The following is a 22,319-nucleotide window of genomic DNA, read 5'->3' as shown; positions in this document are numbered from 1 at the left end:
TGCTGCTTGAGCAGACGCTGATCAAGGAGTGGCGGCCGCCGTACAACATTCTGTTGCGCGACGATAAGTCCTACCCCTACGTGTTTCTGTCTGACGGACAATTTCCGCGCCTGAGCATCCACCGTGGCGCGAAGAAGGCCAAAGGCAAGTATTTCGGTCCGTACCCGAGCGCCGGGGCCATCCGCGAAAGCCTCAGCCTGCTGCAAAAGACCTTTTTCGTTCGCCAGTGCGAAGACAGTTACTACAAGAATCGCACGCGCCCATGTCTGCAATATCAGATCAAACGCTGCAAGGCACCTTGTGTCGGTCTGGTCGAGCCTGAGGTCTATGCCGAAGATGTTCGACACTCGGTGATGTTTCTTGAAGGTCGCAGTCATGCACTGACCAATGAACTCTCTACGGCGATGGAGGAGGCAGCGGTCAATCTTGAATTCGAGCGCGCTGCCGAGTTGCGTGACCAGATTGCCTTGCTGCGTCGGGTTCAGGATCAGCAAAGCATGGAGGGCGGCACTGGCGACATCGATGTCATCGCAGCCTTCGTCAATCCGGGCGGTGCCTGCGTTCATCTGATCAGCGTGCGTGGCGGGCGAGTGCTGGGCAGCAAGAACTTCTTCCCGCAGGTTGGCATTGAAGAGGATGTCGCCGAAGTCATGGCCGCATTTCTTGGCCAATACTTCATCAGCAGCCCGGAACGCGACCTGCCCAGTGAGTTGATCGTCAACGTAGTTCCAGAAGATGCCACCGCTCTTGTCGATGCCATCCACGAACTGCGCGGGCGTGAACTGTCCATCAGTCATCGGGTGCGTGGCACGCGGGCACGCTGGCAGCAGTTGGCGGTCACCAATGCCGAACAGGCGCTGGGCGCGCGCCTGGCCAATCGCCAACACACCGCTGCGCGATTCGATGCGCTCGCCGAAGTGTTGAACCTGGATGAGCCACCGCAGCGTCTGGAATGCTATGACATCAGTCACTCCAGCGGCGAGGCGACCGTCGCGTCCTGTGTCGTATTCGGTCCGGAAGGCGCGATCAAGTCTGACTATCGTCGTTACAACATCGAGGGCGTCACGGCGGGCGATGACTACGCCGCCATGCATCAGGCGTTGACCCGGCGCTTCAGCAAACTGAAGGATGGGGAGGGCAAGCTGCCCGACATCCTGTTGGTGGACGGCGGTAAAGGTCAGCTGTCGATGGCCCGTGATGTGCTGAACGAACTGGCGGTGCCGGATCTGATCCTGCTGGGTGTGGCCAAGGGGGCAACACGCAAGGCAGGTTTCGAAACTTTGTATCTTAATGATGCCGCTCACGAATTCACTTTGCGTGGTGACTCACCGGCGCTGCACCTGATCCAGCAGATTCGTGACGAAGCCCACCGGTTCGCAATTACCGGGCACCGCGCACGGCGCGGCAAGACCCGCCGCACCTCAACGCTGGAAGGGGTTGCGGGTGTCGGGCCGACCCGGCGTCGGGATTTGTTGAAACATTTTGGTGGATTGCAGGAGCTGTCTCGTGCAAGCATCGAAGAGATCGCCAAAGCACCGGGGATCAGTAAAAAGCTCGCAGAGTCGATTTATGCAAACCTGCATAGCGAGTAGAATGCCAACTCACCTCGTAGCCAGTTGTGCCGATGAATATCCCTAATCTGATTACCGTTCTCCGCGTCCTGCTCATCCCGATCTTCATTTTGCTGTTTTATCTGCCGTATCAGTGGAGTTATATGGCTTCGGCGTCAGTATTTGCCTTTGCGGCGGCTACTGACTGGCTCGATGGCTATCTTGCTCGTCGTCTGGAACAAAGCACACCATTCGGGGCATTTCTCGATCCCGTTGCCGACAAGTTGATGGTAGCGGTGGCGCTCGTGCTCCTCGTGCAGGAACACGGTAATCTGTGGCTGACCTTGCCTGCTGCAGTCATCATCGGTCGTGAGATCGTCGTTTCGGCGCTGCGTGAATGGATGGCCGAACTCGGTGCCCGAGCTCATGTGGCAGTCTCCAACCTCGGCAAGTGGAAAACCGCAGCGCAAATGCTGGCGTTGGTCATCCTGTTGGCTAACCCGCGTGACTTCAGTTTCTGGGTGCTTGTGGGTTACAGCTTACTGATGATCTCTGCCGGGCTGACTTTGTGGTCGATGGTGCAGTACTTGCGTGCCGCCTGGCCACATCTGAAGACTGACGTTGAAAAGAAATAAAACTTTTTTGAATCAAGGGGTTGACGGGGCTTCTTAATTCTATAGAATGCGCCACACCAAGCGGGAATAGCTCAGTTGGTAGAGCACGACCTTGCCAAGGTCGGGGTCGCGAGTTCGAGTCTCGTTTCCCGCTCCAGTTTGTACGCGGTTGTTGTTGTGCTACTAAACAGCAATCGTTTGAGGCCGAGTAGCAAAATGGTTATGCAGTGGATTGCAAATCCACCTACGCCGGTTCGATTCCGACCTCGGCCTCCACTATTAAAAACCCCGTAGATCAATGATCTACGGGGTTTTTTCTTGCCTGTGAGAAAGTGGGGTGTTCCGCAATTTTTGACAGGTGTTCCGCAATTGAGCGAATGCAGAGCGGTATGCAGGTTCATGTGACGTGCTTTTCTCTAGGGATGTATGTCATATTGCTATATCGAAATATCTGTCAAGGATTGAGGAATGAAGGTCTTCGTAAGCTGGTCGGGCCCGCGTAGTAAGGCCGTAGCAGAGTTACTCAGCGACTGGATCAAATGCGTGCTGCAAGCTTCGCAGCCGTGGATCTCTACACGTGATATAGATAAGGGAGCTATCTGGTTTTCCGAAATATCAGATCAACTCCGTGAGACGGCTGCTGGCATTGTCTGCCTTACTCAAGAGAATAAAAACAAACCATGGATTCTCTTTGAGACTGGCGCGCTGGCGAAGGGACTTAGCACTAATAGAGTGTGCACGTTTCTAATTGATCTTTCTCCATCTGATATCGAGGATCCTTTAGCTCAGTTCAATCATACAACTCCTGAGCGCTCATCTATGTGGGGGCTGATCTCATCACTTAATTCATGTCTAGAAGCGGCAAGATTGGATGAGCGAATTCTAAAACAAGTATTCGAAACTTACTGGCCCCAGTTTGAGGCATCATTTGCTGAGGCGCTAGCTGCGACTCCCGAAGAGGCTGACGTAGCACCGCGTACGGGAGACAGTATTCTAGCGGAGATACTGTCCAACACTAGAATGTTAGCGGGCAGGGTGCGTGAGCTTGAAAGCAGGATGCCAACGCATCATGATACGTTGATTGACGTCGGGGCAATCAATCCGGTCGTCCAACTTCAAGAAATGGCCAAGTCGCCTAATTATTCTACAATTGATCTGAAAGCTGCGGGAGTTGCTTTTGGCCTTTCACCTAGCGAAACTATGGAGATAATAAAGAAAGGCCGTCCAAGGGAGTGGGAAATTACTCTGGATCCCGGTCTAGCTCGAAAGGTAAAATAATAGTAGTGAGTTGTAGTGAAGCCTTTGAAGTTTCACTACACCCCCTCGTTTATGATTTACTTTGTGGGCTTAACTATTTCCCCAACTCTTCGATAGACTTTCTTCGTCATATCTTCCGTTGAGTGTCCAAGCAATCGACTTGCTTCCTTAATATCCTCGATTTCGCTACCAGCTTTCGGTCTGATGTCTCTGAATTGAAACTTCCGAATTGTAGTGGCTAGCTCACTGTCACCGTCAATTGCTGCCTTCGTTGCTGCCTTATTCCGGGCCTCGTCCCATCGGTTACGTAACATGTTGTAGCTCATGCGCAGACCTGTCTGGTTTGTGATTAGGATCGATGTTCTGGTGCCAGCTTGGGCTCGGCGATCGAGTAGGCCATTGATGAAAACGCAGAGATCTGTTTCTTTGTCACCGTCGTAGAGTCGGATTCTCAGGCGCTTTTCCGTCTTGCCCTGGCCAACCATTAGGAAGCCATGATTGAGATCGGTGGTGGATGCCTTGAGCACATCGGCAGGGCGTTGGCCGGTCAGATATGCCAGATCCATTGCGTCCCTGAGATCTTGCCCGGCTTGCTCGTATACTGCATTCCAGATGATATCGCCGGCATAGAAGTCCCGAGGCGTCTCCTTGTTGCGGCGAAGACCGAAGCAAGGGTTGGCCTTGTCAGTCAGTCCCCACTCTCGGGCAAAAGTGAACATGGTTGAAAGCAGGGCAATTTCCCGGTTCGCGCGTACCTTTGCGCTGCGGGCGTCTCGATACTGGGCGATCACCTGTGGTGCCATGGCTTCGATCGGGGCTAGCTCGAAAGCATTCCGAAGTTGTTTCAGTCCCTTCAGATAATCGCTCTGAGTGCCTGGCTTGAGGGTGGGGATCACCTTTTTCTCGTAGTCGTCGAAAAGCCGGCCCATCAAGTGGGCCGGTTTAGGTGTCGCCTTGCGGTCGAGCCGCGCCCATTCGATCTTGGCTTCGTCGAGGTCGCCTCCGAGCGGGATCTCGACGCGGTTGCCGTCCGCGTCCCTGCCGTTGTAGTAGTAACCCGTCCAGGTCGTACCGCCTTTTCTTTTGCGTGTGCGCCGGATCATCCGGGGGGGCAGATCACGATTGGCTGTTTTCTTCTGTCGCATCTTCAGCCTACGCGTGCTAGGTCGAGAGTCCAGGTCTCGGCCACGGCATTGTTTGCCGTTGGCTTGACCCCCGCAAGTTTCAGCCGGGCATAAACCCGGCCTACAACTGGACGCTGAGCGCCGGTTACAACGTACTCCCAGTGGTTGTTCGTCAGCCACTGGCGTTGGCAGGACGGGATTTTGTAGCCGGTGATTGTGGCCAGCTCTTCGTCGGTGAGGGTTTCACTCTGGAATTCCATCATCTTGCCTCCGTCGGACCGCCAGTAGCGGCCAGTTGTAGACTCACTTCGCCTAACAGGTATTGCCAGTAGTCGCGGTCGAAGTCCTGGTTGAAGTCGATATCGGCTAATTTCTTGAGCAATTCGTTGGCTTCGTTAAGCTGGACGAGCAACGTGTCGCGTTGGTTTTCAGCTTTTATTCTTAAATCGTGAGGGGTGGGTGCTCCGACTTTTTGCGTTGTTACCAGCACCTCAATCTGCTCAGCGCCGGTATCAAATTCGATAGTGAAAACAACGCCTGCGTAGTTCTCCGCTCCAATATTTCGGAGATAGCGGGCCGCCGACTCTGCAAGTATCTCGTTGTGATTTGCCTCATTCATGCCGCCACCTTCTGGCCAAGCAACACATCGGCAACGACTTCCCAGAGTCGGATCGGCGACCATTGAAAACGGTCGAAATAAGTGTCAGGTTCGATGCCGATCACGCAACTGGACTGCGCGCCCTTTGTCCCTTCCCACCTCTTCTTCAGGATTGTCGCCACCTTCCCATCGCCGCCGGGCTCGGTGCGATGGAAGTCGTATGCCTTCATGTAATAGGTCGATCCGGCGGATACCGCGTGGTTGTAAAGCTCTCGCATCTCCACGCGACCATTCGGCGTCCATGGGCGGCCACCACGTGGCGTTCTCGCACCCTCATGCAGATAGAGCTCGTGGGTCTCCTTGATAAAACAGGCAGATGCCGCGGGGAAAGCCGCAAACGGGATATTGATTTGCGTGCCGACCAGAACCCGCGACTCGAAGTCGAAGCGATGGTTGTGGATCGCCGAATGCTCGAAGCAAGCCCGGCGCGGCAGCTCAGGATGCCAAACGTGCATCCGTTGATTTCCCTGCAGCTGAACCTGCACGAAGCCTAAGCCGTGCAGGGTGATTTTATCGGTCATTACATCGTCAATGATCATGCGCATGCCCTCCGATGATCACCCTGCATCAGCTCCATCAGAAGGCTGAAGTACTGCATGTACGCCTCTGGTGCGGATTGTGGCGTGATGGTTTCGGGCATCGGCGGGACGCCGCGCAGGCATTCCCATTCGGCGGGGTGGTTGGGCATCAGGTCGCGGCGTTCGGTGGCCAGCGCTACCAGGTCGGCGCGCACCACGCATTCGGGCAGCACTGGATCGAGATTGAAGCGATCGCAGATGGCGTGCCAGATAATTTCTTCGGCGATGCGGAAGCCTGGCATGATCGCCTTCAGCGGTCGCGTCATGTCGCCTATGTAGGCTTCGGTCGCGTCGTGCAGTAGGGCGACCAGTTTGTGCTGGTCCGGAACAAGGCTCGACACCAGCATGCTGTGCTGGGCCACGCTGTAATGCGTGCGGGTGTGGCCGTTGAAGCGGCACAGGTTCGACAGTGCTTGTGCTATGTCGAGCGGGGAGATCATGGCGGCGGTTGGGTTTACCAGGTCGAACTGGCGACCGCTGTGGGTGAGTATCCAGCTCATGCTGCGTCCTCCGTTGACAGTTGGCCCAGTTCGATGGCCTGACGTTTCATATCCAACTCATAGGCTTCGCGCAGGGCGTCCCGTAGGTGGGCGTAGCCCTCAGTATCGGCGTCGTGAGGGAAGCTGATTGAACTCAGTTCCGGCTCGGCGCTGAAGGTGCCGTGCTTGTCCAGCCATTCGATAAGCTGGGTGTCGAGCGGCTGCGTGTTGAGGTTTCCTGCCGTCTCGACAGCGTGGAAGACGCGGTAGGCCAAGGCCCGGGAAGCCTTGATCAGTTGTTCAGTTCTCGCTTGGCTGGCCTCGGTACCTTTCAGTGCCTTCCACGTCTGGAGTGCCAGCGCCAGAAACTGGGTGATCTCCGTCAGGTCGCGATAATCGGTCGCTGTGAAGGGCGTTGCCTTAATGCTTTGCATCTGTGCGCGCAGGTCGGCCAGTTGTTGGGCCTCGCGGTTGCGTAGCTGCGTGATGGTGGTCAGATCGGTGTTGAGCGCGGCGATCCGTTGGCTGTGCAAGCCGTTGCGTTCTTTGAGCCCGGCGTCGTAGCTGCGATCCAGTGCCCGAAGGATGAGCTTGCGGATGTAATAACCCAGCAGGGACAAGCCAAAGGCCATTCCGATGAAGATGATCGTGTTCTGTGCGTGCATGTGCTGTGCTCCGGTAGAGCCCGCCGCCGGGATTCTTGGTGAGAGGCCGGCGGCGGGGTGTTGCAATAGTTAGATGGTTGCTTCGTACATCGGTACGGTGTTGATCGACTCTTGGATCTTGGCGCGGACGGTGGTGTATGCCTCTTCCAGAACCTTGTCCGGGCGCACCAGTTCGAACCACATCACCAGCCGGCTTTCTTGAATGCGGTAGCGGAATCGAACCGGCACGCAGAACGCATCACCGCCGAGGAACGGTTTGACGCCGATGTAGAACTGCTCTGGAATCTTGAGCTGTCCGGTTTCGCCGGCCTGTCCGTCGATCTGCTCGTTGTAGGTCAGTTGAACCTGTCCGTTATCGAGGCGCGTGCCCTGGCGAAAGCTGATGTTCTTCTTGGCTTCGAGGGTGCGGCTGATTTCGAGCATGTCCGCAGCAGATGGTGCATGTGGTATGCCTTCAGGAACGGTGATGTCGCGGATGTTGTCCTCGAAAAACTCGGCGAACGTCGCTTGATCCATCTTCTTGCGATCGGAAGTTTTCCAGCGGCCCCACTCAATGCTGATCGGGCACTGATAGATGGCCACGTGCTGCCCCCACGAAGGTTGGTCAGGCTGGTGGTAGTCGAGAACGCCCTTGAAGGTTCGACCTTCCGGGCCGTCGCAGAACACAACTGTCGCCGGGGTGGCGTAGCGGTTGATGTAGGCGATGAACGTGTCAGCATCCAGCACCTTCACGGCTTGGCGGATCCGGCTCGGTGCTGCCAGCAGTCCTTCAAGATCCTTGATCTGGGTGCCGTCAGGTACGAGCGCGAACGGCGCCGGTAGTGCGGGATGGTCTTGTGGCTTGCCCAGTGATTGGGCGAGCGTGACCAAGTGGTTGATGGCTTCTTGCATTGGGTGTGCTCCAGTTTCTTCGGTGAGTGATCGTTACGGCGCGACGTGGCGCAGTGGAGCGGCGGTGTCTTCCTCGACAGGGCGAAGTGCCAGGTCCTGCTGTCGCGGATCGCGACGGGTGAGGTTGCCTTCTGGTGTGAGGAAGAACAGGGAAGTACCACGCGACAGCGCGGGTTCTTTCACCTTCACATCGGCCTTGATATTCATCTGGCCACGACCGTCGGGCTTGTAGTTCAGCTCGATCACCAGCTTGCCGGCTTTGCCAGACAGGCGAATGGCGTCGATCAATTGGAACTGGGCCTTGCTCAGTTCATCGAGCAGGCCACCGGCCTCGATGTCCCGTAACGTGTCGATGAAGGGGCGTGCTTTGCTCATGTGCTGTGCCTCATTGAGTGTGTGTTGTTTGCGCCTGAACGGCAGGTGCCACCGTTGAATCAGGCCGCTTGCTTCGTCGCTTGAGCATCGAGGTAGGCAGCCAAGTCGTGCAGGTAAACGACGGCGGTGCCTTTGGCTGATCCGCCGAGGCGTGTCACCTTCAGTGCGATGCGTCCGGCGCTGATGCGCCGCAATAGGTAGCGATCGCTGGTGATGTGCGAGAAGTAGCGCTGCCTGACTGCGGATAATGTCGGGCAGGGCGTCGGCCATTCTTTACGCAGTTGGTCGATGGTGGTGCTCACGCTGCTTTCTCCCCGTGCCCCTCTGTTGGGGGCAGCAACTTCAGGCGGATCATCTCGGCGAGACCTTCCTTGCTTTTGCCCATGGCAGCCGCGCAGACGTTGCCGTTTTCGTCCGCAACCACGGCGCCGAATGGATACTCCGGCGAGTTGGTCGGGGTGACGTAGGCGGTCTGGCCTTCGCGGATCACGTTGTTGACGCAGCGGAATACGTCGGCCAGTTCGAGTACGCGCATGGGAACGCTGCTGAGCAACTGCTCAGCTTCGCTTGCTGCGCCAACTAACAGCGCTCGGCTGACGATGCCGGGGCTGTTCAGATAGATCGGAATCAATCGAAGGCTGCCCAGCGCCTGCATATGGGCATTGATGTAGTTGATGCTCATGCGGCGGCGTCCTTTTTGGTGATGGTGATTCCCAGCTTTTTGGCCAGCCAATCGACGCCGTCCTCTTTCACCATCACCACCGCGTAATGCCGTGGCTTGTGGTGAGGTGGAATCAACGTGATGCGCGGATCGGAGAACAGATAGCCGCGGTCGCGGTACCGGCTGGCAAGATCGCCGCTGCTGTTCAGAATGCCCAGCTCGCGCAACCTGGTGCGGAAGGCGCGGGGCTTGAGTCCGAGCAGTGCGGCGGTTTCGTCCAGGGTGCGGTTCGTCATGGCGGCGGCCTCAGCCCTGAGCTTGGCGATTGGCGACTTCATGGATGAAGTCACGCAGGTGCAGGTGATTCGCTCGATCATTGCGGCGCAGCTTGATGCTGTCCTTGCGGCCTGCAACGTTGACCTCGACGATCGTGAGGGTAGGAGTCTGCTCGACAGAAAACTCTGCGCGCATGGTCTGCTCGGGGCGGATCAGATCGCAGGTAGCATCACCGCCGACCTGCAGCATGTGATGCAGGAGCTCTTGTCTTGCGAGAGGAAGGGAATAGGCACTCATGCCGCGTCACCCCCGAACGGGCCCGAGTCGGTCGCAGCAGTCACCGCTTTCGCAGATGCCAAGCGAGCGCCGGGGGTGACTATTACCAGCAGACCGGTGTGCTTTTGAATCGCCTCGACTGCTGCTGGGCTGGTGCACGCTGCGGGGTGTAGATACACCGGGCAGCGGGTGTTGCTGTGCTGTGTCGTATGCATGGCTCGTACTCTTGGTGAGAGGTGTACGAGCGAACGTTAGCAACGGCTAAGGATTAAGACAATAGCGAACGCTAATTTATTTTTTCGTAATGCATATACGGCTAAAAAAAACGCCGCGTTACCATTCAGGTAAGCGGCGTTTTCGGCGGGAGGTCGTGTTTAACCTTTGATTTGACTCGGAGGAACGATGCCGCCGACGTAATGAATTGTCACGATTTCGTCGCGAGGTATGGTCAGGCGACCATACGTGTCATTGATCGACATCAGACTTACTTCATTGTCATTCGAATACAGCAGCTCTTTGATCATGGTTTCACCGCTGGTGCGCGTTACTACTACAAATTCGCCCGGCACCAAGTCGTGCCGCGGTTCGCACCAGACCACCCATCCGTTGCGAATCGCGGGTGCCAGTGCGTCTCCTTTTACCCGTATTGAGTAGACAGAAGGGTCTGACGTCGGGACATCTACCCAGCCAGCGACGGGTGCCAGCTCGTCCCACATTCCTTCTTTGTTCAATTGCGCGACTCCTTGCATGGGAGCCCGCCGGAATGAATTGATCAGGCCTGAGCCAGGTTCTGTGCCGGGCGTCAAACCGTCCTGGGCTGCACGCGCGGGCATCAACAGAGTTCCGCCAGTAAGGCCGATCTTATCTTCAAGGTTCTTTGCGGCCTTATCGCCCAATGGTCTATGACCATTCAGCAATTGTGAAAGATAGGAGGGGTCGAGGTTGTACCGATCGGCGAACTCTTTGGTTTTGAGATCGCCGATCAGTTCGCGGAGGGCGGCGATGCGGAGCTGGCTGATATTCATTTATGCATATTAAAAGCGTTTAGCATTTTGTAAATTGCAAACCGCTATTGTTATTGGCGTTAGCGGCTGCTATCTTTTTGCGAAACGGAGGTGCACATGAGCTTGCATGCATACATAAAAGGTCTCGATAAGGCGGCATTAGATGGGCTAGCGAAGCGCTGTGATACGACGGCGGGCCAGCTCAAGCAAGTTGCGTATGGCAATCGGCGCGCAAGCGGTGGTTTGGCCGTATCCATTGAGCGTGAAACGCAGGGGAAGGTTACCTGCGAACAGCTCCGTCCAGACATTGATTGGGCGTACCTGCGCGGTTCAAAAAAGGCAGCTTAAAAGGGTGCCGGACTGGGGCCTCTCACCAAAGAATCCCCCAGCCCGGCTACGACGATACACAGCACATGCACATCGGTCGTGGTCGTAGGATAGGGCGTGTCCCATCTGATGGCTAGGCCGTAAACGGGGTATTTACGGTTATGAGTCGCACAGATCTCCTCCCGGGCGCTGGCCCGGTTCTTTCTTTGCGTGAGGCGCTTTACCGTGCCGGGCGCGATTATCGAGGCGGCATCACTACGTTGGCCCATGACATGCTCATGGACTACGACGAGCTGCAGAAGAAGCTCAAGCTTAATGAAGAGCGCCGCTGGCTGACTCCGGATGAACTGGAAGATGTCATTCGGCTGACGCAAAACGCTGCATTGCTCGACGCGCTGGTGCGTCCTGCGGGCGCTGTCTGGTACAAGCCGACGCCGGTACCTGCGACATCCGAGGCGCTGAAGTCTGTCGGCAAGCTGCTGGAAAGAACAGGCGAGTTCGTTTCAAGCATGCACGCCGGTGCTGCCGACAACGTCTGGGAGCCGCACGAAGTCGCGACCCTGGACAAATACGGTATCGATGTCATCCAAGCGGTTCTGGGTATCATGGCCGGCGCCCGGCAGGCCATGGAGGGGCAGGACAATGGCTGATGATATCGATCGCGCCAACGACCAGGCGCAATACCTGCTTGACGTTGCCCTTCATCGTAATCGCCGCGTGGTATCAAACCGCGTGAGTGCGCAGTTCTGCGAGGATTGCGACGAACCCATCCCGTTACTTCGACAGCAGGCGAGCGAGGGTTGCGAAACCTGCGTGTGCTGTCAGGAGTTGCGGGAGGCTCGGCGATGACTGAGCCGGCCAAGGGAATAGCCATTTCCAACTGGGCAAAACGCTACATCGACACCTTCGGCCTTGCCCTTGTCTCAATCGAACCCGGTGAAAAAGCCCCGAAGGGTCTGGGCTGGAACAAGCCGGGCGGTTACATCACCGACGCTGCCGCCGCTGAAGCATTCTGGCAGCGTAACCCCAACCACAATCTGGGCGTAGTGCTTGGGCCAAGTCGTGTCTGTTCGCTGGACGTCGATGATGTCCAGTGGACCCGCCACGTCCTATATGAGCTGCTGGGTCTCGACCTCGACGCCATGGCCGTGGTTTACCCGACCATCGTTGGCAACCCGTTGCGGTTTCGCGTGTTGTTCAAGTTGCCGGACGGCGTTGAGCTGGCCCGTCATTCGCTTTCGTGGCCGAATGAAAAAGACCCGGATGGTTCGATCTGGAAGGGGCTGATGGCGAAGGCCAAGGCGGCGAAAGAGCTGGGCGATGTTGCTGGTGAGGCCGAGGCAAAAGCCGAGTCGGAAGACTACAAGCGGTTTACTGTGTTCGAGCTACGTGCGGGCCTGGTGCAGGACGTTTTTCCGCCGTCGATCCATCCCGGTACCGGAAAACCTTACACCTGGCGCACCCCGCCAAATGCGACTGATGGCCTGCCGACGCTTACGAATGAGCTGCTGAGCATCTGGCAAAATTGGGACATCTTCAAGCGGGATGCCGAAGCGGCATGTCCGTGGGCGTCGAAACCGAAGAAACCGCCGGCGAAGGTCATCAAGCGACCGCTACCGGCGGCGGGAAAGCCGCCATCGGTGATCGATGAGTTCAACCGGTGTCATGACGTCGAGGAGCTGTTGCGCGCTCATGGCTACATCAAGCGCGGCAGCAAATGGCTGTACCCGCAGAGCAGTACGGGCTTACCGGGTGTCACGGTCAGTGAAGGCAAGGTGTATTCGCACCACGGCGCCGATCCGTTGGCCAACGGTCATCAGAATGACGCCTTTGAGGTGTTTTGCCTGCTGGAGCATTCCGGCGATCAGTCGCGCGCGGTGAAAGCCGCGGCGCAGTTGTTGGGGATGCAGCATGCTTCCCGGCCGGATCCGCACGATCTTCCCCCGACCCCATCCGATGACATGAGCGAGCCGAACTACAGCGGCGCACAGCCCAGCGAGGCCGCTCCGGATCCTGAAGGGGGCGCGGGGGGCGCTGATGAACCGGCAGCCTTGACCATTGACCAGGTGCTGCGGCGGTACGCGTTGGTGGATGGGACGACCCACATCTGGGATCTGGACCAGTCCAAGGTTATGAAGAAGTCTGCTTTCGAGGCGCGTGTCGGCAAGCCGATGGCGAAGCAGTGGCTGGAAGACACCGAGCACCGAAAACTGATTTCGGGTGATCACGTCAGCGAGATCGAGCAGGCGCGGCGTATGGCCGGGAAGAAGGGCGGCGCGTTCGGGATGTCGCCGACAGAGCGCTATGTGTACATCGATGGGACGAAGGATGTGTGGGACAGGGAGAAAAAGCGCCGTATCGCTGAAGGTGCTGTGAAGATGGCGCTGGGCGACACTTACCCGCTCTGGCTGAACAGCGCCGAGCGCCGTGTGGTGGATGTTGATCACATTGTCTTCGACCCGACCATGACCAAAGACCCGAGCGTCTATATCAACACGTTTGATGGTTTGCCGCTTGAGCCTGTTCGTGATGATGACGCCTGCGCGAACCTACGATGGTTGATCAAGTTCCTTTGTAATGGTGACGAAGACGCGGCGTGGTGGTTGACCCGTTGGCTGGCTTATCCGCTCCAACACCTTGGCGCGAAGATGGATACGGCAGTGTTGATGCACTCGATCATGGAAGGCTCGGGTAAAAGCCTGCTGTTTGCCGATGCGCTGGGCATGCTTTACGGCCAGTACGCGGCTACGGTGGGTCAGACACAGCTGGAAAGCAACTTCAACGCCTGGCAAAGCCGCAAGCTCTGGGCGGTGTTCGAAGAGGTTGTCAGTCGGGATCAGCGATACAACCAGGTGGGCAAGATCAAGCATTTGATCACTGGCAAGACCGTGCGGATGGAATCGAAGTTCATCAACGGCTGGGAAGAGTCCAACCACATGAACGCGGTGTTCTTGAGCAATGAGATCCTGCCGTGGCCCATCAGTGAGAGCGATCGGCGCATGTTGGTGATGTGGCCCAATGAGACGTTGCCGCCCGATCGGCAAAAGGCGATCGGACATGAGCTGAAGAATGGTGGTGTCGCGGCGCTGCATGGTTGGTTGCTGTCGCTCGACCTCGGTGACTTTGATCAGCGAACACGTCCGCCGAAGACAGAAGCGCGGGAGCGGCTTGTTGCACTGAGCCGGGCAGGCTGGCAAACGTTCCTTCATTTGTGGAAGTACGGCGAGCTGGGGCGGGATCTATGGGGCGTCTGCCTCTCAAGTGACGTGTTCGCGTTGTTCTTGGAGTGGTGCCAGCGCAACAAGGAGCACGCGATGAGCCACACGAAGTTCGCGTTGTTCCTCAGTTCAGAGCTGGACAAGTCGCGCTCGATACCGTGGACGGATGGCAACAACAGGCGATTCGGGGCGTTTTTCTTTCCCACTGATCTGGAACCTTCCCGCGCCCCATCCCTGAAAGCGGCGGACCTGGGGGCCGTCGTCAGTGACTGGCGGGCTAAAGCGCGGCTGGCGGGCTGGAACGTCGATAACTGGGAACACATCAAGGCGGCTGCGGCATGAATACACATAAAAGTGTGTCGGGTGTGTGGGGTGCGTGTTGGGTTTGTTTTCGAGACCCCGCACAGTTTGAGGCCTTTAAGTTCGAGGCTTTCCGGGCTTTGTGTGGGGTGTGTTGGGTTTTGCTTCGCGCACGCGCCTGCGTGATGTTTTTCGATTGGTTGAACCACCAGACAAAAAAACTCCATGCGAGGGCAGAGAAACTCAACAAACCCAACACACTTAACTCAAATTTCATTATTTACCTGAATTTAAAGGGATTTATTTGTGTTGGGTTTGTGTTGGGTTGCTGGTTTTTTGTGTTGGGTTCGATTTTTTGGGGGGAAGGGCGATGATCGAGGAAGTCGAAGAACTCATGCAGCATTGGGGTAATCAGTTCAACCAGGTGGGTGACGGTGGAGGTCTCGGTAGCCCGATGGCGACGATCATGGAGTGGGGCGGCTCTGCCCCTCGCGGTACGCCGGGATCGCGCGACCTGATGATGGCGGCTGGTGGCGGTATGGACCACGCCGCGCAGGAAGTCGCCGCGGCGCTGGCGCAGCTTGAGCGGCAGTCGGAGAAGGGCGCGTTGCTGGCGAAGCTGGCTCGCAATCGGTATTTGCCTCGACCTGCGCTGTCGGTTCGGTCTCAGTTGCCGATTCTTGGTCTCGGTGACAATGCCGATCGGACGTATCGCAACTGGGTTCACGCTTTGCATCAGCAGGTCTTGGTGATACTGACCGTTCGGAGTGCACCGGGTCGCGCACGTAATCGGCGTGTGAAGTCGCCAGAGACCGATCTATTGCGAGCGTCGATGGTTGCGCGGGTCAGATCGTGGTGACCATTCGTCGGGCCGCTTTGTCGCATTGTGGTCACATTGCGGTTGCGTTCGTGTCGTTTGCTGACCTACCGAAAATCACCCCTTTTCGGTTTTTCCGGAGGCGGGTAAAAAGTCCACACGATATGCAATTTGCGCCTCGGCGCTGACCTCGCACGTGCTGTGCAGCTTTACCCGGCCTTCCTTGAGCCGGTCACCCAAACCCGCTTCGGCGGGTTTTTTAATTTCGGCCCGTTGGGGTGTCTGCAAGGAGAATCAGCATGAGCGAGCCGGCAACTGTTGTCGTGGCCGGTGGTGTGGGACTGGCAGCTACTGGACTGCTGGCGGGCGTGGATATGCTCGCGGTAATCGGTGCGCTGGCTGGTTCTCTGGTGTTCTTCACCACCACTGAGGAATTGCCGGTCTGGAAACGGGTTCTGTTCCTGCTGGTGTCTTTCGTGATGGGTTACATGTTCGCCCCTGGCATGGCCGAGGTTGAGTTGTTCGGCACCAGGCCTTTCAAGTACACCGGGCCGGCGGCGTTTGGCGCCTCGGTTGTGGTCGTTACCGTCGCGCTCGCCGTCATCAAGAGACGCGGCCTCGTTGCTGAACCGCAAGGGAGGCAGGATGGATAGTCAACTGATGCCGCAAGTTCTCACGCAGGCCACGTTCTGGTTGTGCGTGGCGTTGTTCGTTCGGTTGTTCACATTCCGTCGGCGCGGTGCGCGTTTCCGTCGAAGCATGAGTTGCCTTGCTTGGGTGGTGATGGTCGCGGCTGGATCTGCGGTGGTGTACATCGGCAAGGGGCAGCTCGTGATGCCACATAACTCTTGGCCGCTAGTGATCCTGCTGGCGGTGTTTGTTGGGTCGGTGTGCCAGAGCAATGGCAACTTGGCCCGTGTTTGGAAGATGGGGTGATGGCTAATGAACCGAGGGTCTACAACAGTCGATGGGAAAAGGCTCGGTCCGAGTATTTGTTGAAGCATCCGCTGTGTGTGATGTGTGAGTCACAGGGGCTCGTCGCCGCCTCTCGCGTTGTCGATCACAAGGTCCGGCACGGCTTGAAGAAAGCCCTTAAGTCAGGCAATAAGGCCGCCATCTCGAAGGCCCAAAAGTTGTTCTGGGATCAAGGTAACTGGCAAGCCCTCTGCAAGGTTCATCACGACTCAACCAAGCAGCGCGTCGAGAAACGGGGGCATGAGATCGGGTGCAGCGAGCAGGGCATTCCCCTCGACCCGGGTCATCATTGGTCGATCAGCTGAGCCGATGCGGCACGTCAGTACCCCGAAAATGCACAGGCGCGGTGCGGCACGTCACTCCCCCACCCCCGTAAGGGGGGTGGGTCAAAAAGTCTGCACCTTTTTCCTTCCTGACCCCACGCCCCGGTTTCTGTGCAAAAGCGGGAAAAATGGGGGGGGACCCCTTCGGTATGTTTGGCGTGTGTACGTGAAATCTGAGGTTTGAAATGGCCGGAAACGAGAACTCCGGGCGACCCGGGAAGCCGGCTGTCGTCCACTTGATCAATGGAAACCCCAGCAAGAAGAACCGCGCCGACTTGTTGCGCGAACAAAGCCAACCGGTGATGCCGGTTGAAGCGCCGCCAATGCCTGACTGGCTCGACGATGACGCGCAGCGCGAGTGGGAGCGGGTGGTGCCCGACTTGGTTACGTTGGGCCTGATATCCAAGATGGATATGCAGGTTATGGCTCAGTACTGCGAGGCGGTATCCGACTATCGCCGCTGGACCTTGAAGATCCAGGAATTGAATGAAAGCCTCTCTGCCTCAACGCGCGGGGATGTGCAGACCTATCGCACCGGTGCCCAGGATCTTTCGATCTGGCGCAAGCTGCGCAACGACGCCGAGCGCCGAGCCAACGATGCCGGCGGTAAGTTTGGGTTCTCACCAATGGCGCGCCGATCGCTGAAGCCTGCGGCGCCCCAGGGAGACCTGTTCCCCAATGAACACAAACGCATCGCCGACACCTACTTCTGATAGAGCCACATGGTTTGCTGTGGAGGTTCTTGCGCGCCGCATCATCGCCGGCCCCGATGTTCGCAACGCGTGCCAGCGCCATCTGAATGATCTGAAGCAAGGTCCAGCTCGCGGCCTGCGCTGGGATCTTGCAGCAGCCCAGCGCGCCATTGGTTACTACGAGGACGTGCTGTGCCTCAACGGTGGCGAGTACGAAGGTGAGCCCTTCATACTTAACCCGTGGCAGGCCTTCGTTATTGGCTCGTTGTTCGGGTGGAAAGCTGCCGACGGGTACCGCCGCTTTCGTACTGCCTACGTCGAAACTGGCAAGGGGTCGGGCAAGTCTCCACTCGCGGCCGGCATTGGCCTGCTGGGCATGACCTCCGATGGCGAGGCGCGGGCCGAGGTATATGCGGCAGCGACAAAGAAAGACCAGGCGATGATCCTGTTTCGTGATGCCGTGGCAATGGTCGATCAGTCCGAATTGCTCGCCGAACGGATTGAGCAATCCGGTCGTGGTGAGAAGGTATGGAACCTGGCGCACCCGGCATCGGGAAGTTTCTTCCGACCGATCAGTGCGGACGACGGCCAGTCGGGTCCACGTCCACACGTCGCGCTGCTGGACGAGATTCACGAACACAAAACCCGGATGGTGGTGGACATGATGCGGGCCGGCACCAAGAGCCGCCGGCAAGCGCTCATCGTGATGATCACCAACAGCGGGCATGACCGCACAACCATTTGTTACGAGTATCACGAGTATGGCATTGCGCTGTGCAAAGGCGACAAGCAGGACGACAGCTTTTTCGCTTTCATCTGTTCGCTCGATCCCGGTGACGACCCGATCAAGGATGAGGGATGCTGGTACAAATCGAACCCGAGCTTGGCATTCGGTCGCCCGGGTGATTCAAACGGTGGGGTTCCTGGACTCAAGTACTTGCGCGAGCAGGTCACCGAAGCCCGCGGCATGCCTTCCAAAGAATCGAGCGTGCGCCGCCTCAATTTCTGCGAATGGGTGGACGCTGCAAACCCATGGTTGGCCGCCAATATCTGGATGGCTTGTGAGGATGATTTTGACCTCGATGAGATACCTGAAGGTGAGCCGTGTTATGGCGGACTCGACCTTTCCGGTACACGCGACCTCACAGCATTGGTGCTGTACTTCCCTCGACTGAAAAAGGCGATCGCGTTTTTCTGGACCCCAAAGGACAGCTTGCTCGATCGGGCGCGGGTCGACCGCGTACCTTACGACGCATGGGTGCGCGGCGGATTTTTGAGTGCACCACCTGGCATGGCCGTCGATTACGCAGCTGTCGCCAGCGTGGTCGGCGAACTCGCTGTTCGGTACAGCATTCAAGGCATTGCGTTTGACCCGTACCGTATCAAGTACTTCACGCCCGAGCTCGAAGCTCAAGGCATTGAGGTGCCGCTGTTGCCTCACGGCCAGGGTTACACGGTTTCAAAAGAAACCGGGCTGTGGATGCCGCGCTCAATCGAGCTGACAGAAACACTGCTCACCGAGCAGAGCATCACAATAAAAACCAACCCTGTGTTGCGGTGGAACGCGGCCAGCGCGGTGCTGGATGCGGACCAAAAAGACAATCGAATATTTGCCAAGCGCCGAAGTACTGGGCGAATCGACGGCGTTGTGGCGCTGGCGATGGCCATTGGTGCGGCAGATCTGCAGCCTGTCTTTGCTGGTGACCGCGACGGCTTCTTCGATAATCCGATAATGGTGGGACTTTAATGGCACGCGAGAAAAAGACCGGGCGAGTTCGTGCCGCCCTCCAGCAGTGGCTGGGCGTGCCGATCGGGTTGAACAACGCTGCGTTCTGGCAGGAATGGTTCGGTACCTCCAGCAGCGGCAAGTCGGTGACTGTAGATAGTTCGCTGCGCTTATCCACGGTGTGGGCCTGTGTGCGGTTGTTGTCGGAGTCGGTCTCGACTTTGCCCCTCAAGCTGTACAAGCGGATGCCCGATGGTTCTCGGCAGCCAGCCACTGACCACCCGCTGTATCGGGTGCTGTGCCGCGCCCCGAATATCGAGATGACGCCGCAACGTTTTATGCTGATGGTCGTGGCCAGCATCTGCTTGCGTGGCAATGCCTTCATAGAAAAGAAGATGATCGGGGACCGCATCATCTCGCTGGTACCGCTGCTGCCCCAGTACATGAAGGTGGAGCGAGCCAGCAACGGCCGCTTGGAATACACCTATACGGAGAATGGTGTGCGGCGCGATATTCCTGAAAAGTCGCTGGTGCACATTCGCGGCTTTGGCCTGGACGGCGTTTGCGGGATGCTGCCCATTACAACTGGCCGTGACATCATTGGCGCTGCGATGTCGGCCGAGGAGGCCGCTGCCAAGGTGTTCGCCAATGGCTTGCAGGCTTCGGGATTCCTGACCGTTGATAGTGCCAATGGCGCGCAGGGCTCGGGGACTCTCACAGATAAGCAGCGCGAGTTGTTGCGGGCTAGTTTGGCTGCGTTCAGCAGTTCGACCAACGCAGGTAAAACGATGGTGTTGGAAGCTGGCCTGAAGTATCAAGGGATCACCATGAACCCTGAAGCCGCGCAGATGCTCGAAACGCGCTCTTTCAACGTCGAGGAAATTTGTCGTTGGTTCCAGGTACCGCCATTCATGGTGGGCCACATGGACAAACAGAGCAGTTGGGCGGCGAGCACCGAAGTGCAGAACCTGCACTTCCTAACCAACTGCCTGCGTCCTTTGCTGGTCAACATCGAGCAAGAGATCTCTCGGTGTCTCATCGGCGACCTGGACTCCGAAGAGTTCTTCGTAGAGTTCTCGGTTGAAGGGTTGTTGAGAGCAGATAGCGCGGGCCGGTCGGCGTACTACAACAGTGCTCTGGATCATGGGTGGATGAACCGCAATGAGGTCCGGCGCAAAGAGAACATGCCGCCGATACCTGGTGGTGAGGTCTACACCGTGCAAGGGGCGATGGTATCGCTGGAGTGGTTGGGGCAAAACGGAGGGCTTTCCGCGAAAGCGGCCAAGTTCATGCAGGACCTGATGGCCGCCAACGACACCGGTGACCAAGCAACGATCCGTCAGGCATACGCCGAAGCAGCGAAGGCGCTGCAGGAGGGGGATCCGGACGGCACGGTTATGGCTCACGCATTGATCTCTATCGACCGGCTGAACAAGGCCGCCTGACACCTTCGGAGTTTCCATGACTATTAAATCGCTTCCGGCCGCGCCGGCGGCTCGGCCGCGCTCGGACGTTTCGTGCGATATGTCGCCGTTGGCGCTCGATCGCTGGAACCCCGAAATTCGGGCCGCTGCCGATGAAGACAACACCATCTCGATCTACGATCCCATCGGCTACGACTACTGGACAGGGGAAGGGGTAACAGCCAAGCGCATCAGCGCGGCACTACGCTCCATGAGCGGCGCTGACGTCATCGTCAATATCAACTCTCCGGGAGGGGACGTGTTCGAAGGGCTCGCGATCTACAACCTGCTCCGCGAGCACAAGGGCAAGGTAACGGTTCGCATCCTGGGCCTTGCAGCGTCGGCCGCGTCATTTATCGCAATGGCGGGGGATGACATCCAAATTGCCCGTGCGGGCTTCCTGATGATCCATAACGCCTGGACCATCGTTGGCGGTAACCGCAATGAGATCCGTGAGGTCGCTGATTTTCTGGAGCAAATCGATACGGCCTTGGCCGATATTTACTCCGTCCGGACCGGTGACCCCATCCAAGACATGCAGCGCCTTATGGACGCCGAAACGTGGATGGCTGGGTCAGTGGCGATCGAAGAAGGCTTTGCGGACCAACTGCTGCCGTCCGATGCCACCAAACAAGAGGCCAAGGCTGGCAGCCCGCAACAGATAGCGGCGCGCCGGCTGGACGTCATCCTTGCAAAACAAGGGATGCCGCGCAGTGAGCGGCGTTCGCTGATCCAAGACATCAAGACCGGCAAGCCAGGCGCTGCTGATCACGGTACGCGTGACGCTACCGACCCCCAGGCCATTCCGGCCGACGCCATCGCTGACCTCGAACGGGCACTTGCCCAGTTCAAAGCAGCAGCCTCAACAGTACCTGGAGTTTGATACATGTCCGATACAGCCGAACTACTTAAGAACGTTTCCGCAGAACTGGCGAAGGCCAGCAGCGAATTCAGTAAAAAGGCAGAAGATGCCTTGGGTGAAGCGAAAAAAGCCGGCGTCTTGTCCGCTGAGACCAAGGCAGCCGTAGACGAACTGGCCACCAAACACAACTCGCTGATGGAAGCTGAAAAGCAACTCAAGGCCAAGCTGGGCGAGTTGGAGCAGGAGTTTGCGCGTCTGCCATCCCACTCGGCGCCGCAGACCCGCGACAGCCTCGGCGGCACCGTCATCAAAAGCGAAGCGCTCAAATCATTCGCTGCCAGCATCGAGGGCAACAAGCGACTGAGTATTCCAGTTCATGCCGCGTTGCTGTCTGGTGATGTACCGGCCGGTATTATCGAGCCGCAACGCATTCCAGGCATTGACTCACTTCCGAAGCAGCGTTTGTTCATTCGCGACCTGATTGCACCTGGTCGCACGACCTCGCCGGCCATTTTCTGGGTCCAACAAACCGGCTTTACTAACGCAGCGAAGGTGGTCGCCGAAGGCACGGCAAAGCCATACTCCAACATCGTGTTCACTCCAAAGCTGACTGCAGTCTCCACTATTGCCCATATGTTCAAGGCGTCAAAGCAGATCCTCGAGGACTTTGCTCAGCTCGGTTCGACCATCGATATCGAAATGCTCTATGGGCTGAAATACGCCGAAGAACAGGAAATTCTGTTCGGCGATGGCACCGGCGTGCATCTGCACGGCATTGTTCCGCAAGCCTCGGTATTCGATCCTGCGTTCGAAGTAGAGCATCAGTCGGGTATCGATGATCTGCGCCTGGCGATGCTGCAGTGTCAACTCGCGCGTCTGCCATCGAGCGGTCACGTTTTGCACTACCTGGACTGGGCCAAGATTGAACTGACCAAGGACACCTTGGGTCGTTACATCCTGGCAAACCCGCTGGGTCTCTCCGGACCCGTTCTTTGGGGGCTGCCCGTAGTCGCAACTGAGGCCATCGGCTTTGAGGGCAAGTTCCTGACGGGTGCCTTCCAGACCGGAGCGCAGCTATTCGACCGCGAAGATGCAAACGTCGTGATCAGCACGGAAAACGCCGACGACTTCGAAAAGAACCTGATCTCGATCCGTTGCGAAGAGCGAGCAGCGCTTGCAGTAAAACGTCCGGAAGCGTTCGTCTATGG

29 protein-coding genes and 2 tRNA genes are annotated in these 22,319 nt (G+C 57.6%); 18 read left to right on the top strand and 13 right to left on the bottom strand.

The features are described 5' to 3' along the window. The 5 genes from uvrC to DBR18_RS05975 form a co-directional block, all read left to right on the top strand. A partial coding sequence (gene uvrC, locus DBR18_RS05995) for an excinuclease ABC subunit UvrC (protein ID WP_256588566.1) occupies window positions 1–1,592 on the top strand: 1,592 nt, incomplete at its 5' end. 32 nt (window positions 1,593–1,624) lie between these two features. Continuing rightward, a complete protein-coding gene (gene pgsA / locus DBR18_RS05990) occupies window positions 1,625–2,185 on the top strand; it encodes a CDP-diacylglycerol--glycerol-3-phosphate 3-phosphatidyltransferase (RefSeq protein ID WP_108589640.1) in 561 nt (186 codons plus the stop codon). Window positions 2,186–2,245: 60 nt separating this feature from the next. After that, window positions 2,246–2,321, top strand: a tRNA-Gly gene (locus DBR18_RS05985). Window positions 2,322–2,366: 45 nt separating this feature from the next. Further along, window positions 2,367–2,440 (top strand) — tRNA-Cys (locus DBR18_RS05980). 192 nt (window positions 2,441–2,632) lie between these two features. After that, window positions 2,633–3,442 (top strand): TIR domain-containing protein, encoded by an 810-nt coding sequence (locus DBR18_RS05975; RefSeq protein ID WP_108589639.1) that lies wholly within the window; start codon window positions 2,633–2,635, stop codon window positions 3,440–3,442. A 56-nt stretch (window positions 3,443–3,498) separates the two neighbouring features. Here the strand turns inward: DBR18_RS05975 and DBR18_RS05970 are convergent, their stop codons facing one another. From DBR18_RS05970 to DBR18_RS05905, 13 genes are all read right to left on the bottom strand, one after another. Next, entirely contained in the window at window positions 3,499–4,566 is a 1,068-nt protein-coding gene (locus DBR18_RS05970) for a tyrosine-type recombinase/integrase (protein ID WP_108589638.1), read from the bottom strand. Between the two features lie 2 nt (window positions 4,567–4,568). Then, a complete protein-coding gene (locus DBR18_RS05965) occupies window positions 4,569–4,805 on the bottom strand; it encodes a DUF4224 domain-containing protein (protein WP_108589659.1) in 237 nt (78 codons plus the stop codon). Then, complete coding sequence (locus DBR18_RS05960; RefSeq protein WP_108589637.1) at window positions 4,805–5,164, bottom strand: hypothetical protein; 360 nt, start codon at window positions 5,162–5,164, stop codon at window positions 4,805–4,807. Before DBR18_RS05960 ends, DBR18_RS05965 begins: the two co-directional genes overlap by 1 nt. Then, the gene (locus DBR18_RS05955; protein WP_108589658.1) at window positions 5,161–5,742 is read right to left on the bottom strand and encodes a hypothetical protein; all 582 of its coding nucleotides are present in this window, start codon (window positions 5,740–5,742) and stop codon (window positions 5,161–5,163) included. Before DBR18_RS05955 ends, DBR18_RS05960 begins: the two co-directional genes overlap by 4 nt. Further along, window positions 5,739–6,281 (bottom strand): phosphohydrolase, encoded by a 543-nt coding sequence (locus DBR18_RS05950; RefSeq protein ID WP_108589636.1) that lies wholly within the window; start codon window positions 6,279–6,281, stop codon window positions 5,739–5,741. The genes DBR18_RS05955 and DBR18_RS05950 overlap by 4 nt, the downstream gene beginning before the upstream one ends. After that, the gene (locus DBR18_RS05945; protein WP_108589635.1) at window positions 6,278–6,925 is read right to left on the bottom strand and encodes a hypothetical protein; all 648 of its coding nucleotides are present in this window, start codon (window positions 6,923–6,925) and stop codon (window positions 6,278–6,280) included. Before DBR18_RS05945 ends, DBR18_RS05950 begins: the two co-directional genes overlap by 4 nt. A 69-nt stretch (window positions 6,926–6,994) precedes the next feature. Further along, a complete protein-coding gene (locus tag DBR18_RS05940; protein WP_108589634.1) occupies window positions 6,995–7,816 on the bottom strand; it encodes a YfdQ family protein in 822 nt (273 codons plus the stop codon). Between the two features lie 33 nt (window positions 7,817–7,849). After that, window positions 7,850–8,191 carry a hypothetical protein gene (locus DBR18_RS05935; protein ID WP_108589633.1) on the bottom strand — a complete coding sequence of 114 codons (342 nt, stop codon included), beginning with the start codon at window positions 8,189–8,191 and terminating at the stop codon, window positions 7,850–7,852. A gap of 59 nt (window positions 8,192–8,250) precedes the next feature. Beyond that, window positions 8,251–8,493, bottom strand: a complete 243-nt coding sequence (locus DBR18_RS05930; RefSeq protein ID WP_108589632.1) for a pyocin activator PrtN family protein — start codon at window positions 8,491–8,493, stop codon at window positions 8,251–8,253. Further along, window positions 8,490–8,873, bottom strand: a complete 384-nt coding sequence (locus DBR18_RS05925) for a hypothetical protein (RefSeq protein WP_108589631.1) — start codon at window positions 8,871–8,873, stop codon at window positions 8,490–8,492. The genes DBR18_RS05930 and DBR18_RS05925 overlap by 4 nt, the downstream gene beginning before the upstream one ends. Further along, window positions 8,870–9,148, bottom strand: a complete 279-nt coding sequence (locus DBR18_RS05920; RefSeq protein WP_108589630.1) for a hypothetical protein — start codon at window positions 9,146–9,148, stop codon at window positions 8,870–8,872. Before DBR18_RS05920 ends, DBR18_RS05925 begins: the two co-directional genes overlap by 4 nt. A gap of 10 nt (window positions 9,149–9,158) precedes the next feature. Beyond that, the gene (locus DBR18_RS05915) at window positions 9,159–9,425 is read right to left on the bottom strand and encodes a hypothetical protein (protein WP_146188738.1); all 267 of its coding nucleotides are present in this window, start codon (window positions 9,423–9,425) and stop codon (window positions 9,159–9,161) included. A gap of 353 nt (window positions 9,426–9,778) precedes the next feature. Further along, a complete protein-coding gene (locus DBR18_RS05905) occupies window positions 9,779–10,429 on the bottom strand; it encodes a LexA family transcriptional regulator (RefSeq protein WP_108589627.1) in 651 nt (216 codons plus the stop codon). A 96-nt stretch (window positions 10,430–10,525) separates the two neighbouring features. Between DBR18_RS05905 and DBR18_RS05900 the strand changes: the two genes are divergently transcribed. The 13 genes from DBR18_RS05900 to DBR18_RS05835 all read left to right on the top strand — a co-directional run. Then, complete coding sequence (locus tag DBR18_RS05900) at window positions 10,526–10,756, top strand: YdaS family helix-turn-helix protein (RefSeq protein WP_108589626.1); 231 nt, start codon at window positions 10,526–10,528, stop codon at window positions 10,754–10,756. A 140-nt stretch (window positions 10,757–10,896) separates the two neighbouring features. Next, complete coding sequence (locus DBR18_RS05895; protein ID WP_108589625.1) at window positions 10,897–11,385, top strand: phage regulatory CII family protein; 489 nt, start codon at window positions 10,897–10,899, stop codon at window positions 11,383–11,385. Beyond that, window positions 11,378–11,584 (top strand): TraR/DksA C4-type zinc finger protein, encoded by a 207-nt coding sequence (locus tag DBR18_RS05890; protein ID WP_108589624.1) that lies wholly within the window; start codon window positions 11,378–11,380, stop codon window positions 11,582–11,584. The genes DBR18_RS05895 and DBR18_RS05890 overlap by 8 nt, the downstream gene beginning before the upstream one ends. Next, complete coding sequence (locus DBR18_RS05885) at window positions 11,581–14,295, top strand: bifunctional DNA primase/polymerase (RefSeq protein WP_108589623.1); 2,715 nt, start codon at window positions 11,581–11,583, stop codon at window positions 14,293–14,295. Before DBR18_RS05890 ends, DBR18_RS05885 begins: the two co-directional genes overlap by 4 nt. 328 nt (window positions 14,296–14,623) lie before the next feature. Beyond that, the gene (locus DBR18_RS05875; RefSeq protein ID WP_108589621.1) at window positions 14,624–15,112 is read left to right on the top strand and encodes a hypothetical protein; all 489 of its coding nucleotides are present in this window, start codon (window positions 14,624–14,626) and stop codon (window positions 15,110–15,112) included. A 257-nt stretch (window positions 15,113–15,369) separates the two neighbouring features. Then, window positions 15,370–15,723 carry a putative holin gene (locus DBR18_RS05870; protein ID WP_108589620.1) on the top strand — a complete coding sequence of 118 codons (354 nt, stop codon included), beginning with the start codon at window positions 15,370–15,372 and terminating at the stop codon, window positions 15,721–15,723. Continuing rightward, window positions 15,716–16,006, top strand: coding sequence for a phage holin family protein (locus DBR18_RS05865; RefSeq protein ID WP_108589619.1), 291 nt, complete (start codon window positions 15,716–15,718; stop codon window positions 16,004–16,006). Before DBR18_RS05870 ends, DBR18_RS05865 begins: the two co-directional genes overlap by 8 nt. Continuing rightward, entirely contained in the window at window positions 16,006–16,350 is a 345-nt protein-coding gene (locus DBR18_RS05860) for an HNH endonuclease (RefSeq protein WP_108589618.1), read from the top strand. Before DBR18_RS05865 ends, DBR18_RS05860 begins: the two co-directional genes overlap by 1 nt. A gap of 254 nt (window positions 16,351–16,604) precedes the next feature. Continuing rightward, window positions 16,605–17,081 carry a phage terminase small subunit P27 family gene (locus DBR18_RS05855; RefSeq protein ID WP_177482344.1) on the top strand — a complete coding sequence of 159 codons (477 nt, stop codon included), beginning with the start codon at window positions 16,605–16,607 and terminating at the stop codon, window positions 17,079–17,081. Beyond that, window positions 17,047–18,807: a terminase large subunit gene (locus tag DBR18_RS05850; RefSeq protein ID WP_108589616.1), complete on the top strand. Its 1,761-nt coding sequence runs from the start codon at window positions 17,047–17,049 to the stop codon at window positions 18,805–18,807. The genes DBR18_RS05855 and DBR18_RS05850 overlap by 35 nt, the downstream gene beginning before the upstream one ends. Continuing rightward, window positions 18,807–20,231, top strand: a complete 1,425-nt coding sequence (locus tag DBR18_RS05845) for a phage portal protein (protein WP_108589615.1) — start codon at window positions 18,807–18,809, stop codon at window positions 20,229–20,231. Before DBR18_RS05850 ends, DBR18_RS05845 begins: the two co-directional genes overlap by 1 nt. 16 nt (window positions 20,232–20,247) lie before the next feature. Continuing rightward, the gene (locus DBR18_RS05840; protein ID WP_108589614.1) at window positions 20,248–21,132 is read left to right on the top strand and encodes a head maturation protease, ClpP-related; all 885 of its coding nucleotides are present in this window, start codon (window positions 20,248–20,250) and stop codon (window positions 21,130–21,132) included. A gap of 3 nt (window positions 21,133–21,135) precedes the next feature. Next, window positions 21,136–22,319, top strand: a 1,184-nt coding sequence (locus DBR18_RS05835; RefSeq protein ID WP_108589657.1) for a phage major capsid protein, incomplete at its 3' end; no start/stop codon positions are given.

This window comes from Pseudomonas sp. HMWF021 (assembly GCF_003061005.1).
In the GTDB taxonomy this organism is placed as follows: Bacteria; Pseudomonadota; Gammaproteobacteria; order Pseudomonadales; family Pseudomonadaceae; genus Aquipseudomonas.
This window is presented reverse-complemented; position numbering and strand designations above follow the sequence as displayed.

Excerpts from the sequence above, each read along its gene's own strand:
- pgsA (WP_108589640.1), top strand. The coding sequence starts at position 1,625 with ATGAATATCCCTAATCTGATTACCGTTCTCCGCGTCCTGCTCATCCCG.
- DBR18_RS05975 (WP_108589639.1), top strand. The coding sequence starts at position 2,633 with ATGAAGGTCTTCGTAAGCTGGTCGGGCCCGCGTAGTAAGGCCGTAGCA.
- DBR18_RS05970 (WP_108589638.1), bottom strand. The coding sequence starts at position 4,566 with ATGCGACAGAAGAAAACAGCCAATCGTGATCTGCCCCCCCGGATGATC.
- DBR18_RS05965 (WP_108589659.1), bottom strand. The coding sequence starts at position 4,805 with ATGGAATTCCAGAGTGAAACCCTCACCGACGAAGAGCTGGCCACAATC.
- DBR18_RS05960 (WP_108589637.1), bottom strand. The coding sequence starts at position 5,164 with ATGAATGAGGCAAATCACAACGAGATACTTGCAGAGTCGGCGGCCCGC.
- DBR18_RS05955 (WP_108589658.1), bottom strand. The coding sequence starts at position 5,742 with ATGATCATTGACGATGTAATGACCGATAAAATCACCCTGCACGGCTTA.
- DBR18_RS05950 (WP_108589636.1), bottom strand. The coding sequence starts at position 6,281 with ATGAGCTGGATACTCACCCACAGCGGTCGCCAGTTCGACCTGGTAAAC.
- DBR18_RS05945 (WP_108589635.1), bottom strand. The coding sequence starts at position 6,925 with ATGCACGCACAGAACACGATCATCTTCATCGGAATGGCCTTTGGCTTG.
- DBR18_RS05940 (WP_108589634.1), bottom strand. The coding sequence starts at position 7,816 with ATGCAAGAAGCCATCAACCACTTGGTCACGCTCGCCCAATCACTGGGC.
- DBR18_RS05935 (WP_108589633.1), bottom strand. The coding sequence starts at position 8,191 with ATGAGCAAAGCACGCCCCTTCATCGACACGTTACGGGACATCGAGGCC.
- DBR18_RS05925 (WP_108589631.1), bottom strand. The coding sequence starts at position 8,873 with ATGAGCATCAACTACATCAATGCCCATATGCAGGCGCTGGGCAGCCTT.
- DBR18_RS05920 (WP_108589630.1), bottom strand. The coding sequence starts at position 9,148 with ATGACGAACCGCACCCTGGACGAAACCGCCGCACTGCTCGGACTCAAG.
- DBR18_RS05915 (WP_146188738.1), bottom strand. The coding sequence starts at position 9,425 with ATGAGTGCCTATTCCCTTCCTCTCGCAAGACAAGAGCTCCTGCATCAC.
- DBR18_RS05905 (WP_108589627.1), bottom strand. The coding sequence starts at position 10,429 with ATGAATATCAGCCAGCTCCGCATCGCCGCCCTCCGCGAACTGATCGGC.
- DBR18_RS05900 (WP_108589626.1), top strand. The coding sequence starts at position 10,526 with ATGAGCTTGCATGCATACATAAAAGGTCTCGATAAGGCGGCATTAGAT.
- DBR18_RS05895 (WP_108589625.1), top strand. The coding sequence starts at position 10,897 with ATGAGTCGCACAGATCTCCTCCCGGGCGCTGGCCCGGTTCTTTCTTTG.
- DBR18_RS05890 (WP_108589624.1), top strand. The coding sequence starts at position 11,378 with ATGGCTGATGATATCGATCGCGCCAACGACCAGGCGCAATACCTGCTT.
- DBR18_RS05885 (WP_108589623.1), top strand. The coding sequence starts at position 11,581 with ATGACTGAGCCGGCCAAGGGAATAGCCATTTCCAACTGGGCAAAACGC.
- DBR18_RS05875 (WP_108589621.1), top strand. The coding sequence starts at position 14,624 with ATGATCGAGGAAGTCGAAGAACTCATGCAGCATTGGGGTAATCAGTTC.
- DBR18_RS05870 (WP_108589620.1), top strand. The coding sequence starts at position 15,370 with ATGAGCGAGCCGGCAACTGTTGTCGTGGCCGGTGGTGTGGGACTGGCA.
- DBR18_RS05865 (WP_108589619.1), top strand. The coding sequence starts at position 15,716 with ATGGATAGTCAACTGATGCCGCAAGTTCTCACGCAGGCCACGTTCTGG.
- DBR18_RS05860 (WP_108589618.1), top strand. The coding sequence starts at position 16,006 with ATGGCTAATGAACCGAGGGTCTACAACAGTCGATGGGAAAAGGCTCGG.
- DBR18_RS05850 (WP_108589616.1), top strand. The coding sequence starts at position 17,047 with ATGAACACAAACGCATCGCCGACACCTACTTCTGATAGAGCCACATGG.
- DBR18_RS05845 (WP_108589615.1), top strand. The coding sequence starts at position 18,807 with ATGGCACGCGAGAAAAAGACCGGGCGAGTTCGTGCCGCCCTCCAGCAG.
- DBR18_RS05840 (WP_108589614.1), top strand. The coding sequence starts at position 20,248 with ATGACTATTAAATCGCTTCCGGCCGCGCCGGCGGCTCGGCCGCGCTCG.